We start from the raw sequence: 16,819 nt of genomic DNA, 5'->3' as shown, positions 1-16,819 counted from the left end.
CAAAAAAAATGTTTAAAACTCACTTCGGAAATGTGACAACACCGCTAGTAAAAACCCACAATAAAAAGTACCTTTGCCCACTTAATTTTATGCAGTAATGATTTATAGATTTAGAGTTATTTTAAACAGTGACGACGAAGTTTTTCGTGATATTGAAATACAAAGTGAAGCTTCATTTGAAGATTTTAATAATGTAATTTTACAGTCATTTGGATTTGATGGTAGTGAGATGGCTTCATTCTACACAAGCAATGAGCAATGGGAACAATTGCTTGAAATTGCACAATTTGATATGGGCGAAAAAGATGAACCTGTCATTACAATGGGCGAAACTTATCTTGAAAATATCATTAATAAAGATGACCGTAATTTAGTTTACGTGTACGATTTTCTTTTAATGTGGACATTCATTATCGAACTTGCTGATATTGCCAAAGAAGAATCTGGAATGACTTATCCTAACGTGATGTACTCACACGGAGAAGTTCCTTTTGAGCCTAAAGAACCAGAATTTGTAAGTGAAAATCTAGACGGCGATCCTTTTGATGATGAATACGGTGATGACGATTATGGCATGGATGCTGATGATTATGAATCTTTGGATTTTGATGAGAATTGGAATTAAATAAATAAACAGATAATTTAAGTCGTTAGGCTAGAATGTTAATTAATTAATATTTCCGAAGTACCCAAAACAAAGCCTATTAAGGCAAAAAAAGCATTTAAATGATAAATTTATATACAACACATATTGCTTCTTTATCTATTCACCGTGTGGGGAATAAGAGTAAGAATGAGCCTATTTTATTATCATCTGAGCCTTACAAAATGGATGATGAGATTACTCCGCTATTAAAAGAGTTTTTCTTGAAACCATTTAGAGACAAAGAAGAAAATTATTTCAATTTTACTGGTGAAGTAGATTTAGATTTTCATGAAATTTATAACTGTGCTGCTCAAATTTTTGGCAACCCTGAGTCTATTCATGAGGAAAGTAAAAAGATAACAAAGCATCTTTACGACCAGTCTATTCATCCCCTTATTAAAAGTGGAGAAGTATATGTTGCCTATTTAGAAAATGTACAACTGGACAACGTGAAAATGGATGCCATTGGGATTTTTAAGAGCGAATTGAAACAAGACTTTCTTCAATTTAAAGAGACTGACACGCAACTAGAAGCTTTATTACAACAAGGTGTGAACTTGAACAAACTAGATAAAGGTTGTATTATATTCAACACGCACAAGGAAGAAGGTTATAAAATTTTGAGTGTTGATAGTAATCGATACGATGCCAAATACTGGTTAGAAAGTTTTCTAGGGGTTGATGCATGTGAGGATGATAATTTTCGCACAAAAAAGTATTTAAAGTTCTGTCAAGACTTTGCGAAAGATGTTGTACTACCTGCTGAAGACAAAAAAGAGGAAGTGATGTTCATGAATAGGGCAGTAAATCACTTTGCTAAAAACGATACGTTTAACGAAAGTGCTTTCATGAATGAAGTGATTGAAAACCCAGATTTGATTCCAGAATTTAATCATTACAAAACCGAGCAAGCTCCTAAATATAAAATTGAAGATTTAACATCTTTTAATATTGCAAATACAGCTGTTAGTGATGCAAGAAAAAAGATTAAAAATGTTATCAATCTTGATACAAATATCCAGATTAAAATGGATTTCATTAACTCAGACAGCGCAGACAAGTTTGTAGAAAAGGGTTGGGATGAGGAAAAACAAATGTACTATTATCTGGTGTACTTTAACAAGGAGCAAAAATCTTAAGATTTTTATAATTTAAAAAGACCAATCTCAAACCTAAAAAAGTTTAAAATACTTAAGGTTTGAGATTTTTTATTTGGAGTAATAATTAAAGCTTAAAAAAAGCAAAAGTTCAAAACTGTAACAAATTCTACCCTAATTCGTCATACCCATAAGACCTAAAACCAAATTCCTATGTCAACCATTCTTGAAATTAAAAATCTTACTAAAAAATTTGGGAAACTCGTTGCTGTTAATGATTTATCATTCAGTATTGAAAAAGGAAATGTTTATGGCATACTTGGCCCTAACGGTAGTGGCAAATCAACCACTCTAGGTATTGTATTAAATGTTGTAAATAAAACTGCTGGAGATTTTGCATGGTTTGGAGGAAACACTTCAACGCATAACGCTTTGAAAAAAGTAGGAGCAATTATTGAAAGTCCTAACTTTTACCCATATATGACTGCAAAACAAAATTTAGAGTTGGTTTGCAAGATTAAAGGGGTACCAGTTACGCAAGTACAAAAAGCCTTAAAAACAGTTGATTTACTAGAGCGTCAAAATGATAAATTCAAAGGATTTTCATTAGGGATGAAACAGCGATTGGCAATTGCCTCAGCACTTTTAAATGACCCCGAAATTTTGATTTTAGACGAACCTACAAATGGTCTAGATCCACAAGGAATTCATCAAATTAGAGAAATTATAAAGAAAATAGCTTCTGAAGGCACTACTATTTTATTAGCCTCCCATTTACTTGATGAGGTTGAAAAAGTGTGTAGCCATGTAGTAATTTTACGTAAAGGAAAAAGCTTGTACGTAGGTTCTGTTGATGGTATGAATGCAAGTTTTGGTTTTGTTACTATGGAATGTGCAGATATGGAAGCTTTGAAAAAAGTTTTAGAGGCTGATACTAATTTTGGAGTCATTAAAACCGAAGGCGAAAAAATAGTTGCCTATCTCACTAAAGAAATTGACGCTGCATCACTCAATAAATTATTATTTGAAAAAGGCATTACTTTATCACACTTAGTAAAACGCAAAGAAAGTCTTGAAGAGCAATTTTTAGAACTTACAAAAAATACAACCAACCCAACGCTAAACTAGACCGCCATGCTTAGATTACTATCTATAGAGATCCAAAAAATAAAATTAAACAAGGCGGCAAAAGTTATTACCGCAGTTTACTTTCTTCTCATAATTGCAATTGCATTAATTGCATCAATCGAGTTTAATTTTGCACAAGTTAATTTTAGAATTGCTGACCAAGGATTTTTTAATTTCCCATTTATCTGGCACTTTAATACTTACGTTGCTGGTATTTTAAAATTATTCCTTGCCATAATCATAGTGTCTATGATGTCTAATGAATATAGCTATCGCACACTCAAACAAAACTTAATTGATGGTATGAGCAAAAAGGAATTTATTACGTCTAAATTTCTTACCGTTTTAATGTTTGCAGCAATATCTACAGTATTTGTGTTTTTAGTTTCGTTAATACTTGGGTTTTTCTTTTCAGACCACACAGAGCTAGCTGTTGTTTTCAGAGATATGGAATACCTACTAGCATATTTTATTAAGTTGGTTGGGTTTTTCTCATTTTGTTTATTCTTAGGCATTTTTGTAAAACGCTCTGCTTTTGCATTAGGCTTTTTAGTAATATGGCAAATTATTGAAGGAATAATTTATGGAGTTTTAAAATGGCAATTATTTAAAGGAACTGAAATCGCTGAGAAAATCATCAATTTTTTTCCTTTAGAATCTATGGCAGATTTAATAAAAGAACCCGTTACAAGACTTGGCGGTGTACAAACTCTTGCTAATCAAGTAGGCGAAGAATTTAATAAAGATTATAATGTACAGTGGTATACAATTTTAATTGTCTTAATCTGGACCACTATTTTTATCTACGGAAGCTACGCTATATTAAAACGAAGAGATTTGTAATATACCCATAACCTTCGAAGTCAAATTTCAGAATAAAACACAACCGTCATTAAACTATACTCTAGCAAGGTAGTTACACGCTGGTTTTATTTGTAATTTTGCAGCAAAACCTATTACATGGATTCTTTTCAGGATTTTAAAATTAATAAGCAGCTTAATTACGCAATTGAAGACCTTGGATTTACAGTACCTACTGAAATTCAAAAAGAAACCTTCTCTCCTATAATGGCAGGAAAAGATGTGGTAGGGATTGCTCAAACGGGAACAGGTAAAACCTTTGCCTATATGCTCCCACTAATCAACGGACTTAAATTTTCAAAGCAAACAGATCCTCGCATTTTAGTACTTGTACCTACAAGAGAATTAGTTATCCAAGTTGTGGATGAGATTGAAAAATTTGGTAAATACTCCTCCATTAGGGTTGTGGGTGTTTATGGTGGCGTCAACATAAATCAACACAAAGAGTTAGTCATGCAAGGAGCAGATATTGTTGTGGCAACTCCAGGAAGATTGTATGATTTAATCTTAAGTAGAGCATTAAAACCTAAGAGCATCAATAAATTAGTGATTGATGAAGTAGATGTAATGCTTGATTTAGGGTTTCGTTTTCAATTGACAAATATTTTTGAAATCATCCCAGAACAGCGCCAGAACATCATGTTTTCAGCAACAATGACAGAGGATGTTGAAGTTTTCATAAACGATTTTTTTAGAAACCCAACAACCATCTCAGTAGCTGTAAGTGGAACTCCGCTGGATAATATAAAGCAGTATAGTTACGATGTACCTAATTTCTATACAAAAGCTAACTTACTTTCCTCACTATTAAAGGACAAGGAAACATACAGAAAAACACTCATTTTTGTTTCTAATAAAAAGAGTGCAGATAGATTATTTAATGAATTAACTGAGGTATTTGGTAGTGCCGTTGCAGTGATTCACTCAAACAAAACACAAAATTACAGGATACGTAGTATTGAAGATTTTGACGAAGGAACAACGCGTATTTTAGTAACTACAGATATCATGGCACGTGGGCTTGACCTTGACACCATTAGTCATGTAATTAATGTAGATACACCTCGTTTTCCAGAAAACTATATGCACCGCATAGGGCGTTCTGGGCGTGCAGAAGCAGATGGTACTTCCCTCCTTTTTTCTACGGAAACCGAACAATCTTACAAAGAAGCCATTGAAAATTTAATGGATTTAAAAATTGAAAAATTAGAGCTTCCCGAAGGCTTAGAGATTTCAAAAAAACTAACTCCAGAAGAGCAACCGCATGTTGTAGAGCCTGACAATCCACACAAAAGTTTTAAAGAAATAAGAGGCGAAAGTTTTCACGAAAAAAGTGAGAAAAATAGCAAAACAAATCAAGGCGGTTCTTACAAAAGAACAATTAAACAGAAATACAAAAAAGCAAAAACAAAAGGAGATAAGACCTTTAACAAACTAAATAAGCGAAAAGGAAAAAAACCTTTTTAATATTTAAATTGTACTTTGATTAATAAAATAATTCAAACACATATAGCTACACCACAGGAGCATCCTCTAAGACTCCAAGAATATGGTGTGGCTATTTTTAATTTACTCCCTACAAAATCTGCATTAAAAAAAGCACTTAAAAAAAACCAAATAACAATTAATGGCGAGCCGGCTACAACAGCAACTTTTATCTATGGTGGAGAAAAATTAGTGTTTACTTCTGAAACGGTACAACGAGAACACAAGTCGCTTGAATTAAAACTTGAAGTGGTATTTGAAGATGAACACCTCGCAATAATTAACAAACCTCCTGGAATTCTTGTAAGCGGAAATACTTTTAAAACTGTAGCTAACGCACTTATTAATAACGTAAAGCCTAGCAAACTTCCCACCGCTACAATTCCACAACCAGTTCATCGTCTTGACTATCCAACAACTGGATGCTTATTAGTTGGAAAAACGACTAATAGCATTATTGCACTTAACAAACTTTTTGAAGATAAAGCAATTACAAAAACATATATAGCAATAACCATTGACAAGATGCCCAAGATTGGGATTATAGACGTAACTATTGATGACAAGGCAGCAGTTTCAGAATTTCGGGTATTAAAAAGTGTAGTTTCAGAGCGTTTTAGTTTATTAAATCTTGTAGAAGTTTTTCCTCAAACAGGGAGGCGTCATCAAATAAGGAAACACTTGTCTTACATTAAAAACCCCATTCTTGGGGATGTTAACTACGGAAATGAGCCACACATTTTAAAAGGTAAAGGTCTCTATTTACATGCTTCTTCTTTAAAATTTAAACACCCATTTACAACCGAAAGTATGGAAATTACAATTCCAGTACCAAAAAAATTTAAGAACATATTTCCGAAGTACTTCAAAATCTAACAACAGCATAGTTGACGTCTTAAAAAAAGCATATTTTTGCGATATATTTTACGACTATGCGCATTGACATTATTACAGTATTACCAGAGTTATTAACAAGCCCTTTTGAAGCTTCTATACTTAAAAGAGCTATTGAAAAAGGACTGGTTGAAGTACACATGCATAATTTGAGAGATTTTGCTACTAATAGTTATAATCAAATTGATGATTACCAATTTGGTGGTGGCGCAGGCATGGTAATGATGATTGAGCCTATTGATAAATGTATAAGTAAGCTAAAAGCTGAGCGTGATTATGATGAGGTTATTTATATGACTCCAGATGGTGAAACCCTTAATCAAAGTATTGCAAATCAAGTTTCATTACAAGAAAATATAATTATTCTTTGTGGTCATTATAAAGGGGTTGACCAACGAGTGCGTGATCAATTTATCACCAGAGAGATTTCGGTTGGAGATTTCGTATTAAGTGGTGGTGAACTTGCTGCAGCAATTGTTTGCGATGCCGTAATTCGTTTATTACCTGGTGTACTTGGTAACGAAACTAGCGCGTTGACTGATAGTTTTCAAGATGATATGCTCGCACCTCCTATTTACACAAGACCCGCAGAATATAAAGGCTGGAAAGTACCAGATATTTTACTGAGCGGTCATAATCAAAAAATAGAACAATGGCGCGAAGACCAAGCGATAGAAAGGACCGAGAAGTTAAGACCAGATTTATTAGAAGAATAAAAGAATTTAAAAAATTAGATTTAATAATTTCAATATGAAAAAAACACTTGCAATTATATCATTTTGCTTATTCACAATTGTAGCTTGTAAAGAAAAAACAACTTTAACAACAGCTACCGTTGATTCAAACGAAACTTTTGAAACCATGCTAAAAGATTATTATGAAGATGGTCTTAAATTGAATCCTGTAAGCGCTACAATGTCTGGAGATAATAGATATAATGAGCAATACCCTAATCCGTTATCTCAAGATCATATTGACGCTATGAAGAATTATTATAATTCATATAAAGAGAAAATTGCATCATACGACAGCAGCAATTTAACAGATAGTCAAAAAATGAGCTTGGATATTTTAAAATGGGAATGTGATATCAACCTAGAGCACCTTTCTTATAAAAATCATCAGTACTTCCCTATTGACCAAATGTGGACGGCAAACTTAACCTTTGGCCAACTTGCAAGTGGTGCTGGTGCACAACCCTTCAACACTGTCGACGATTATAAAAATTGGCAGCTACGAGTTGACGGTTATTTACAGTGGCTTGCTATGGCAGAAAATAATATGAGAGAAGGAGTTAAAACTGGTTATGTACTTCCTGCATCTCTTATTAAAAAAATAATTCCCCAGTTAAACGAAATGACCGTGACAGATGTAAAAAAGCATCTTTTTTATAGTCCAGTATATACTATTCCAGAGTCTTTCTCTAACGAAGAAAAAGAGACAATTACTATTGAATATACTAACATGATTGCCGACAAGGTAATCCCTACTTATGAGAGTATTCATGACTTTATGGAAAACGAATATTTAGAAGCAGGTCGTAAATCTTCAGGTATCGATGCAATACCTAATGGTGAAGCATATTACAATCATCAAATTAAATTGTACACCACTACAAACATGACGGCTGATGAGATCCATAATTTGGGTTTAAAAGAAGTAGCTCGTATCCTATCGGAAATGGAACAAGTAAAAAACCAAATAGGTTTTGAAGGAGACATAAAAGCATTTTTCAATGATGTTCGCAGTAATCCAAAATTGATGCCGTTTAAAACACCTGAAGAAGTGATTGCAAATTTTAATGCAATTCACGAAACTATGAAACCACAATTAGAAAAACTATTTGACGCAAAACCAAAAACTCCGTTTGAAGTTCGCCGCACAGAAGCCTTTAGAGAAAATTCGGCTAGTGCAGAATATAATCCAGGGTCTTTAGATGGAACGCGTCCGGGTATTTTTTATACACCAATTCCAGATGCTACAAAGTACAATGTATATAGTGACGAGTCATTATTTTTACACGAAGCGATACCAGGCCACCACTACCAAATTTCATTAACACAAGAAAGTAAAACGTTATCAGATTTCAGAAAGACGCTTTGGTATAGTGGTTATGGTGAAGGTTGGGCTCTATATAGTGAGTCCCTTGGAAAAGAACTAGGATTATACACAGACCCTTATCAATATTTTGGGATGCTTGGTGCCGAAATGCATAGAGCAATTCGTTTAGTGGTTGACACAGGTATGCACGCAAAAGGATGGAGTCGCGAGAAAGCAATTCAATATTCATTAGAAAACGAAGCAGAACCAGAAGCTGGAATCATTAGTGAAATTGAGCGCTATATGGCAAATCCTGGTCAAGCATTATCCTACAAAATAGGGCAATTAAAGATCCAAGAATTACGAGCTAAAGCTAAAGCAGAAATGGGAGATAAGTTTGACATTCGTCAATTTCATAATCAAGTTTTAGAAACTGGTTGTGTGCCATTAGCATTATTAGAAGAAAAGATAAATAGCTGGATAACAGCAACAAAATAAAAATTGCAGAAAGATTGCTACATTACATAAATTGCTTATTTTTGCACTCGTTTTAACTTAACCTCTGGCGAAAATCGCGAATGTTACTTTAAACTAACAATATTAATTTATAACTATGGAATCGTTAATTAAATTTGTTCAAGACGAATTTGTAACAAAAAAAGACTTCCCAGAATTTTCAGCAGGTGATACTATAACTGTATTCTATGAAATTCGTGAAGGTGAAAAAACTAGAACTCAGTTTTTTAGAGGTGTTGTAATTCAAGTAAAAGGTACTGGAATTACTAAAACATTTACTATTAGAAAAATGAGTGGAACTGTAGGTGTTGAACGTATCTTCCCAGTGAATATGCCAGCATTACAGAAAATTGAAATTAACAAAAAAGGAGCAGTACGTAGAAAACGTATTTACTACTTTAGAGGTCTTACTGGTAAGAAAGCTCGTATCAAAGAAAAAAGATACTAGACTATTACTAGACAACATAAAAAAGCATCGTATTATATACGATGCTTTTTTTATAAACAATTGTTAAAAACATCTGTTTATAACATGTTCATTATTAATTGTTTGAAAATCTTTGCTAAATCAAAATCTATCATTATCTTTAATCAACTAAATAAATGGAAACATTATAATTAGTAATTAAAGAAACGTTCTTTATATCTTTTTTTAATAGTAGACCGAGGACCTTATTCAAGAATAAGCAGGAAGAATTTAAAAAAAGTGAGAGTATTTATTTTAAGAGCATTGTATAACGTAAGTTTTATTATGAAAATAAAATGTTTACTCTTTCCTTGAAATAGATCACGAGTGGAGCCTTATATTATTTGACTACTTTAGATTATTTGATAATCATCGTTTAAAATCTATTTCAGAAAAAGCCATAACACTGTATTCATACAATGTTATGGCTTTTAACATTTACAGTATTCTCATTTATTCCATTCCTAAAAAAAGAAATCTTAAAAAATAGCTATATATTTTTAATGTCTTCAAATTCAAATTTTATCAAATTTCCGAAGGGAAAAAACGCACCCAAATCGTTATATTTGTTGAAATTTAAAACACTTTAAACCAATGGCAAAAACAGCTAAAATCATATACACAAAAACAGATGAAGCTCCTTTTTTAGCGACGCATTCATTTCTTCCAATTATAAAGGCATTTACGGCACCTTCAAATATTGATATTGAAACACGAGATATTTCACTTGCCGCAAGAATACTTGCTAATTTTCCTGAATATTTAAATGAAGATCAACGTGTAAATGATGCTCTTGCAGAACTTGGAGCATTAGCTAAAACGCCAGAGGCAAATATTATTAAGCTACCAAACATTAGCGCTTCTATTCCTCAACTAGTTTCAGCAATTGAAGAGCTTCAAGCAAAAGGTTTTGCAATTCCAGATTTCCCAGAAGAGCCTTCAAATGATAAAGAAAAAGAAATCCTCTCTACATATAATAAAATAAAAGGTAGTGCAGTAAATCCTGTTTTGAGAGAAGGAAACAGTGATAGACGTGCACCAAAAGCTGTAAAAAATTACGCCAAGAAAAATCCACACCGTATGGGTGCTTGGTCTAAGGACTCTAAAACACATGTTTCAACCATGTCATCGGGAGACTTTAGACACAATGAGAAGTCTGTAACTATTGCAGACAAAGGCAGTGTGAAAATTGAATTATCTACTACTGCAGGAAAAAAAGTGACCCTTAAAGATAATATTTCTGTTTTAGATGGCGAGATTATTGATGCTTCTGTGATGAGTAAAAATGCATTATTATCTTTTTTACAAGAACAAGTTAAAGATGCTGGAGAAAAAGGATTGTTATTTTCTCTTCATATGAAAGCAACAATGATGAAAGTGAGTGACCCAATTATTTTTGGTCATGCAGTTGAGACTTATTTTGCTGATCTATTTAAAAAATATGATACAGAGTTTGAAAAGATAGGTGTTGATGTTCGTAATGGTTTTGGAGATTTAGTTGGTAAACTTGATGAACTCCCTGTTGAAAAAGCAAATGCTATTCGTGAGGATATTGATATAATAATGAATAACCAAGCAGATATTGCAATGGTTAATAGTGATAAGGGCATTACAAATCTTCACGTACCAAGTGACGTAATTATTGACGCTTCAATGCCTGCAATGATTAGAACATCTGGACAAATGTGGAACGCACAAGGAAAACAACAAGATACAAAAGCAGTCATTCCAGATAGCAGCTATGCTGCACTTTACCAAGCTACAATTGATTTTTGCAAAGAGAATGGAGCATTTGATCCTACTACAATGGGAACAGTACCTAATGTGGGATTAATGGCTCAAAAAGCTGAAGAATATGGGTCGCACGACAAAACATTTGAGATTGCCGAAGCTGGTACTGTAAATGTAATGAATGCAAATGGAACTATTTTAATGTCACATAATGTTGAGCAAGGTGATATTTGGAGAATGTGTCAAGTAAAAGATTTACCTATTCAAGACTGGGTAAAATTAGCTGTTACAAGAGGTCGTGCTACAAACTGGCCAGTCATATTTTGGTTAGATGAAGACAGAGCTCATGATGCCGAAATTATTAAAAAAGTAAATACTTATTTACCAAATCACGATACAAGTGGTTTAGAAATAAAAATTTTATCTCCAGAAAAAGCGACCATATATACCTTAGAGCGTGTTAAAAAAGGTGAGAATACTATTTCCGTTACCGGAAATGTATTACGAGATTACTTGACAGATTTGTTTCCTATTCTTGAATTAGGAACAAGTGCAAAAATGCTATCTATTGTTCCTTTAATGAATGGAGGTGGATTATTTGAAACTGGAGCTGGAGGTTCTGCACCAAAACACGTGCAACAGTTTGTTGAAGAAGGGCATTTACGATGGGATTCTTTAGGCGAATTTTTAGCCCTGGCCGTTTCATTAGAACATTTAGGAACAACTTATGAAAATAATAAAGCCTTGATACTTTCGGAAGCATTAGATGACGCTACAGAAAAATTATTAGAAAATAATCAAGGGCCATCTAGAAAAGTAAACGAATTAGATAATCGTGGCAGTCATTTTTATATTGCTTTGTATTGGGCAGAGGCATTAGCTAAGCAAACCCAAGATAACGCATTACAAAAGCGTTTTAAATCAGTACATGATGCATTAAAATTTAATGAGAAAATTATTCTACAAGAGCTTTTAGACGCACAAGGAAATGCGGTTGATATAGGTGGATATTACGAACCCACTCAAACTTTAGTAAATGAACAAATGAGACCAAGCAGAACTTTCAATAAAATACTTACTGAAACAAAATAGTATTATAATCGTTATTAAAGGGTGTTAAACAGATGAAACTAAAGTCAAAATGACAAAAGTGTTTTATCTTTTTAATGCCCTTTTTTATTAAAACTAACAATTAAGATTTGAAAAAAAAGTTACCTTATCTACTTTTATTATTAGGCTTAATCGCTACAGCCCAAGAAAAATTCACCCTAAGCGGAACTGTTTCTGAATCATCCTCTGGTGAAACAATGATAGGTGTAAATATTATAATCCCAACATTACAAACTGGAGTTATTACTAATGAGTATGGATTTTATTCTATAACATTACCTGCAGGCACACATGAAGTTATCTATAATAGTTTAGGGTTTACAGATTATACAGAAACGATAGTTTTAAATACGCCATTGACTAGAAATGTTTCATTAGATGAAGCAAGTGAGTTCTTAGACGAAGTTATCTTAGAAACTGACGTTGAAAAAATGAGCATCAAAACCCCTCAAATGAGTGTCAACACACTTAAAGCGAGCACCATTAAAAGTATTCCTGCTGTACTTGGAGAGGCAGATGTCATTAAGGCAATTACATTATTGCCTGGCGTAACAAATGCTGGAGAAGGCGCAAGTGGTTTTAATGTTCGCGGTGGAGCTGCAGATCAAAATTTAGTATTACTTGATGAAGCTACTCTTTATAATTCCTCTCATTTATTTGGATTTTTTTCTGTTTTTAACCCAGATGCGATTAAAGATGTAACCCTATACAAAGGAGGGATTCCAGCTCGTTATGGAGGTCGTGTTTCATCGGTTTTAGATATTTATCAAAAAGATGGAAATAAAAGAGAGTTTCATGCAACAGGAGGAATAGGCTTATTAGCTAGTAGATTACTATTAGAAGGACCAATTGTTGAAGATAAAGCATCTTTTTTAATTGGTGGGCGTAGTACTTATGCACATTTATTCTTGCCTTTAGTTGATCCTGGAAATGATAATACGGCATACTTTTATGATCTAAACACAAAAATAAGTTACGATTTAGATGATAATAACAAATTATTTCTTTCAGGGTACTTTGGAAGAGATGTATTTAAAATTAGTGATTTATTTGCTAATAGTTTTGGAAATACAACTGTAAATCTACGTTGGAACCATCTGTTTAGTGATAAATTATTTAGCAATTTATCATTAATTTATTCAGATTACTATTATGGATTAGAACTTAAATTTGCTGAATTTCAATTTGATAGTGGTATAAAAAACTTCAACTTAAAATATGACTTAACGCATTATTTTTCAGAAAAATTGAAATTAAAATATGGACTAAACAGCATTTATTATAAATTCAATCCAGGTGAAATTAGTGCAACATCAGAAGATAGCGGTATAAATCCTAAAAAATTAGCAGACAAATATGCCTTTGAAAATGCTATTTATTTAGAAGGTGAACTAGAGGTATCTCCTAAAATTAATATTCAAGCTGGATTACGTTTATCCTCCTTTAATCGTTTAGGGCAAGAATCTGTTTTCGTTTATGAAGATGATAATCCAATCATATATAATGAAGCGATTGATATCTATCAAAAAGCAAAACCCATTGACACTATAAGTATTTCAAAAAACGCTTCAATTAAATCATTTTTAAACTTAGAACCACGCTTTGCAATTTCGTATCAATTAAATGATGAATCCTCTATTAAAGCTAGTTACAACAGAACTACCCAATACATCCATTTAATTAGTAATACAACATCCCCTACTCCATTTGATATCTATGCCCCAAGTGGTCAGTTTATAGACCCACAGATAGGTGATCAAGTTGCAGCTGGATATTTTAGAGCTTTTGATGATTTTTCATTCGAGGTCGAAGCTTACTATAAAGAAGTTCAAAACCGAATTGACTATGTTGACGATGCAGATTTAATTGCAAATGACGCAATCGAAAGAATTATTTTAAATGGTGAAGCAAGAGCATATGGATTAGAATTTCTTTTGAGAAAAACATCAGGTAATTTTCAAGGTTGGATTTCTTATACCTTATCAAAATCTGAACAAAGAACCCCTGGAAGAAACACTATTGAAACAGGCATAAATAATGGTCAATGGTATAATGCCGCTTGGGACAGAGTACATGACTTTTCAATCACAGGACAATACGAATTATCACCATCATGGTCATTTGGCGCAAATTTTATCTATCAAACAGGACAACCTACCACATATCCTACAGGTCAATATGTTTATAATGATATCGTAGTACCAGTTTATGAACCCAGAAATGCAAGTAGATTGCCAGATTTTCATAGAATGGATTTATCTGCAACATGGAAACCAAAAGCGAAAGTAAAACGACGTTTTAAAGGAGAATGGGTATTTAGCGTCTATAATATATATGACCGAAAAAATGCGTCATCAATTTCTTTTAGAGAAAATACAGATAATGGTCAAAACGAAGCTACTAAGCTTTCCATTTTTGGTATAATCCCAGCGGTGACCTATAATTTTAAATTTTAACTATGAAAAATACATTCATACTTTTACTTATAGCAATTAGCCTTTGGAGTTGTGAGGAAGTTATTGAGGTTGAATTAGATACTACCGCACCACGACTTGTTATTGATGCCAGTATCAATATACTTTTAGATGACGGCAGTGTTACACCTAAAATTAAACTTTCAGAGACTGCTCCTTTCTTCGGAAACGAGGTCCCTCCAGTTACCAATGCCATTGTTTCAATTACTAGCGATAATAATGAAGTTTTTATGTTTGAACATCAGGGTGATGGTGAATATACTACAGCTATAGTTCCTCAACTAGGGGTAAATTATACATTAAAAATAATACACAACGATGAAACATATACTGCAACAACATCATTACAAACAGTAGTACCCCTTGAAGAAGTAACACAAAATAATGAAGGAGGTTTCACAGGCGATATGATTGAAGTTGAGATAAGTTTTACAGATCCAAGTAATGAAAATAATTATTACTTTTTCGAAGGACTTTCAGATAGGGGTGATTTAAGAGATTCTTTTTCAGACGAATTTTTTAGCGGAAATACTTTTCAAGCAATATACTTTGCTGATGACATAGAACCTGACGATGTAATTTCATTCAGTTTGTATGGTGTTGACGAACAATTTTATAACTTTATGTTTGCATTATTACAACAAAGCTCAGATGGTGGAGGTCCATTTGAAACACAGCCAGCAACCATCCGCGGAAATATTATTAATGAAACAAACACAGATAATTACCCATTGGGCTATTTTAGAATATCAGAATTATCAAAAATCGTTTACACTGTAGAATAAAATTATGAGTTTTACAAAAACCACTGAAGCCACTTCAAACCATACCCATTTAGATAAAATGAGTTTGGAGGAACTACTTGTCAATATGAACAATGAAGACAAACTTGTTCCATTAGCGGTTGAAAAATCATTACCGCAAATTAAGGCATTAATAACAGTAGTTTCAGAAAAAATAAATACTGGGGGACGCCTTTTTTACATGGGTGCCGGCACTAGTGGAAGGTTAGGAATTGTTGATGCAAGTGAGTGTCCGCCTACCTTTGGCGTATCACACAAACTTGTAATTGCCATTATAGCTGGCGGTGATAAAGCAATTAGAAACGCAGTAGAGTTTGCTGAAGACTCTAAGGATCAAGGATGGCGGGATTTACAAAAATATGATATTTCAGAAAAAGATATTGTAATTGGTATTGCTGCATCTGGCACTACTCCATACGTTATCGAAGCATTAATAAAATGTAATGAACAAAATATTGTTACTGGATGTATTACGTGTAATGAAGCAAGTCCATTAGCACAAACAGCTAAACTTCCAATAGAAGTTGTCGTAGGTCCAGAGTTTGTAACTGGCAGTTCAAGAATGAAAGCTGGTACAGCGCAAAAATTAGTATTAAATATGATTTCAACAGCAGCAATGATTAAAATGGGGCGTGTTGTTGGAAATAAAATGGTAGACATGCAGTTGAGCAACAACAAACTAGTTGCTCGCGGTGAAAAAATGATTATGGATGCACTTAATATTTCAGAAGATAAAGCAAAAGAACTACTATTAAAACATATGAGCGTAAGGACTGCTATTAAAGAATATCAAAATGGGTAAAGAACACACAGACGTAAAGTTATTAGTAAGAGGCTTAAAATTTTTAGCTTTTGCATTGCCTTTGCTATTTCTTGGACCATATTTAATTACATTATCTGGCTTAAATAAAGATAACTGGACATTTTATCTCTTTTTGGTTCTAGGAATAATTGTTGGAGCAAGCGCTATTTTTATGTGCTTTAAAGGAATTAATACTATAATGAAATCAATTTTTTAATGTTGGATATTATTTATTAATCAAAAAATTTTTAATGTATTATACCCCCTTTAGAATTGACGGTTAACAATCATTATTCCATTAATATTTTCAAGTATAATATTTATTGACTTGAAAAAAAACCTTTCTAAATCGAAAACTATAAATTCTACTACAAAAAATTATCTGTAATCCAAATTTCATTGTTCATATACAGGTTTTTTTTGTTTATACATTTAAGAGTCTAACAACAAATAAATTTGGATTCATTATACTACTGCTATTCATAACAAATAAGAAAACAAAAGCATTAATGGAACTTCAATATTATCTTGGGCAGTTAAAGATTTAAAAATCAAAGAGTATAAAAAAGACTTTTTTACCAGCTTTAATCAGCTAAATTTCTTTAATTTTTTTATAATAAAAAAGGACCCAATCAATTTAATTGATTGAGTCCTATAAGAAGGCGGCGACCTACTCTCCCACGAGTGCAGTACCATCGGCGCAAACGGGCTTAACTTCTCTGTTCGGAAAGGTAAGAGGTGAGCCCCGTCGCTATAACCACCTTAG

General features: G+C 33.0%; 14 protein-coding genes and 1 rRNA gene. 14 read left to right on the top strand and 1 reads right to left on the bottom strand.

Annotated features, from left to right (window positions below; all coding sequences use genetic code 11):
- The first annotated feature begins 97 nt into the window (after positions 1-97).
- The 14 genes from GB234_RS06680 to GB234_RS06615 all read left to right on the top strand — a co-directional run bounded on the left by GB234_RS06680 (position 98) and on the right by GB234_RS06615 (position 16,270).
- Positions 98-625 carry an IS1096 element passenger TnpR family protein gene (locus tag GB234_RS06680; RefSeq protein WP_151893778.1) on the top strand — a complete coding sequence of 176 codons (528 nt, stop codon included), beginning with the start codon at positions 98-100 and terminating at the stop codon, positions 623-625.
- A gap of 101 nt (positions 626-726) precedes the next feature.
- A complete protein-coding gene (locus GB234_RS06675) occupies positions 727-1,785 on the top strand; it encodes a nucleoid-associated protein (protein WP_151893777.1) in 1,059 nt (352 codons plus the stop codon).
- A 171-nt stretch (positions 1,786-1,956) separates the two neighbouring features.
- Complete coding sequence (locus tag GB234_RS06670; RefSeq protein WP_151893776.1) at positions 1,957-2,871, top strand: ABC transporter ATP-binding protein; 915 nt, start codon at positions 1,957-1,959, stop codon at positions 2,869-2,871.
- A gap of 6 nt (positions 2,872-2,877) precedes the next feature.
- Positions 2,878-3,714, top strand: coding sequence for an ABC transporter permease (locus tag GB234_RS06665; RefSeq protein ID WP_151893775.1), 837 nt, complete (start codon positions 2,878-2,880; stop codon positions 3,712-3,714).
- Between the two features lie 117 nt (positions 3,715-3,831).
- Entirely contained in the window at positions 3,832-5,199 is a 1,368-nt protein-coding gene (locus GB234_RS06660) for a DEAD/DEAH box helicase (protein ID WP_151893774.1), read from the top strand.
- Positions 5,200-5,214: 15 nt separating this feature from the next.
- Positions 5,215-6,093 (top strand): RluA family pseudouridine synthase, encoded by an 879-nt coding sequence (locus GB234_RS06655; RefSeq protein ID WP_235906078.1) that lies wholly within the window; start codon positions 5,215-5,217, stop codon positions 6,091-6,093.
- Between the two features lie 56 nt (positions 6,094-6,149).
- Positions 6,150-6,827 carry a tRNA (guanosine(37)-N1)-methyltransferase TrmD gene (gene trmD, locus GB234_RS06650; protein ID WP_151893773.1) on the top strand — a complete coding sequence of 226 codons (678 nt, stop codon included), beginning with the start codon at positions 6,150-6,152 and terminating at the stop codon, positions 6,825-6,827.
- A 34-nt stretch (positions 6,828-6,861) separates the two neighbouring features.
- Positions 6,862-8,649: a DUF885 domain-containing protein gene (locus GB234_RS06645; protein WP_151893772.1), complete on the top strand. Its 1,788-nt coding sequence runs from the start codon at positions 6,862-6,864 to the stop codon at positions 8,647-8,649.
- Between the two features lie 115 nt (positions 8,650-8,764).
- A complete protein-coding gene (gene rplS, locus GB234_RS06640; protein WP_151893771.1) occupies positions 8,765-9,115 on the top strand; it encodes a 50S ribosomal protein L19 in 351 nt (116 codons plus the stop codon).
- A gap of 612 nt (positions 9,116-9,727) precedes the next feature.
- Positions 9,728-11,956, top strand: a complete 2,229-nt coding sequence (locus tag GB234_RS06635; protein WP_151893770.1) for an NADP-dependent isocitrate dehydrogenase — start codon at positions 9,728-9,730, stop codon at positions 11,954-11,956.
- Between the two features lie 107 nt (positions 11,957-12,063).
- The gene (locus GB234_RS06630; RefSeq protein WP_151893769.1) at positions 12,064-14,430 is read left to right on the top strand and encodes a TonB-dependent receptor; all 2,367 of its coding nucleotides are present in this window, start codon (positions 12,064-12,066) and stop codon (positions 14,428-14,430) included.
- Positions 14,431-14,432: 2 nt separating this feature from the next.
- Positions 14,433-15,233 carry a DUF4249 domain-containing protein gene (locus GB234_RS06625; RefSeq protein ID WP_151893768.1) on the top strand — a complete coding sequence of 267 codons (801 nt, stop codon included), beginning with the start codon at positions 14,433-14,435 and terminating at the stop codon, positions 15,231-15,233.
- Between the two features lie 4 nt (positions 15,234-15,237).
- Complete coding sequence (gene murQ, locus GB234_RS06620) at positions 15,238-16,053, top strand: N-acetylmuramic acid 6-phosphate etherase (protein WP_151893767.1); 816 nt, start codon at positions 15,238-15,240, stop codon at positions 16,051-16,053.
- Positions 16,046-16,270 carry a DUF6095 family protein gene (locus tag GB234_RS06615; RefSeq protein ID WP_151893766.1) on the top strand — a complete coding sequence of 75 codons (225 nt, stop codon included), beginning with the start codon at positions 16,046-16,048 and terminating at the stop codon, positions 16,268-16,270. The genes murQ and GB234_RS06615 overlap by 8 nt, the downstream gene beginning before the upstream one ends.
- A gap of 440 nt (positions 16,271-16,710) precedes the next feature.
- Here the strand turns inward: GB234_RS06615 and rrf are convergent.
- Positions 16,711-16,818, bottom strand: a 5S ribosomal RNA gene (gene rrf, locus GB234_RS06610).
- Position 16,819 lies beyond the last annotated feature (1 nt).

Source organism: Patiriisocius marinistellae (genome assembly GCF_009014635.1).
Taxonomy (GTDB): domain Bacteria; phylum Bacteroidota; class Bacteroidia; order Flavobacteriales; family Flavobacteriaceae; genus Patiriisocius; species Patiriisocius marinistellae.
The sequence above is the reverse complement of the archived record's forward strand: the minus strand, read 5'-3'. Positions and strand labels throughout refer to the sequence as shown.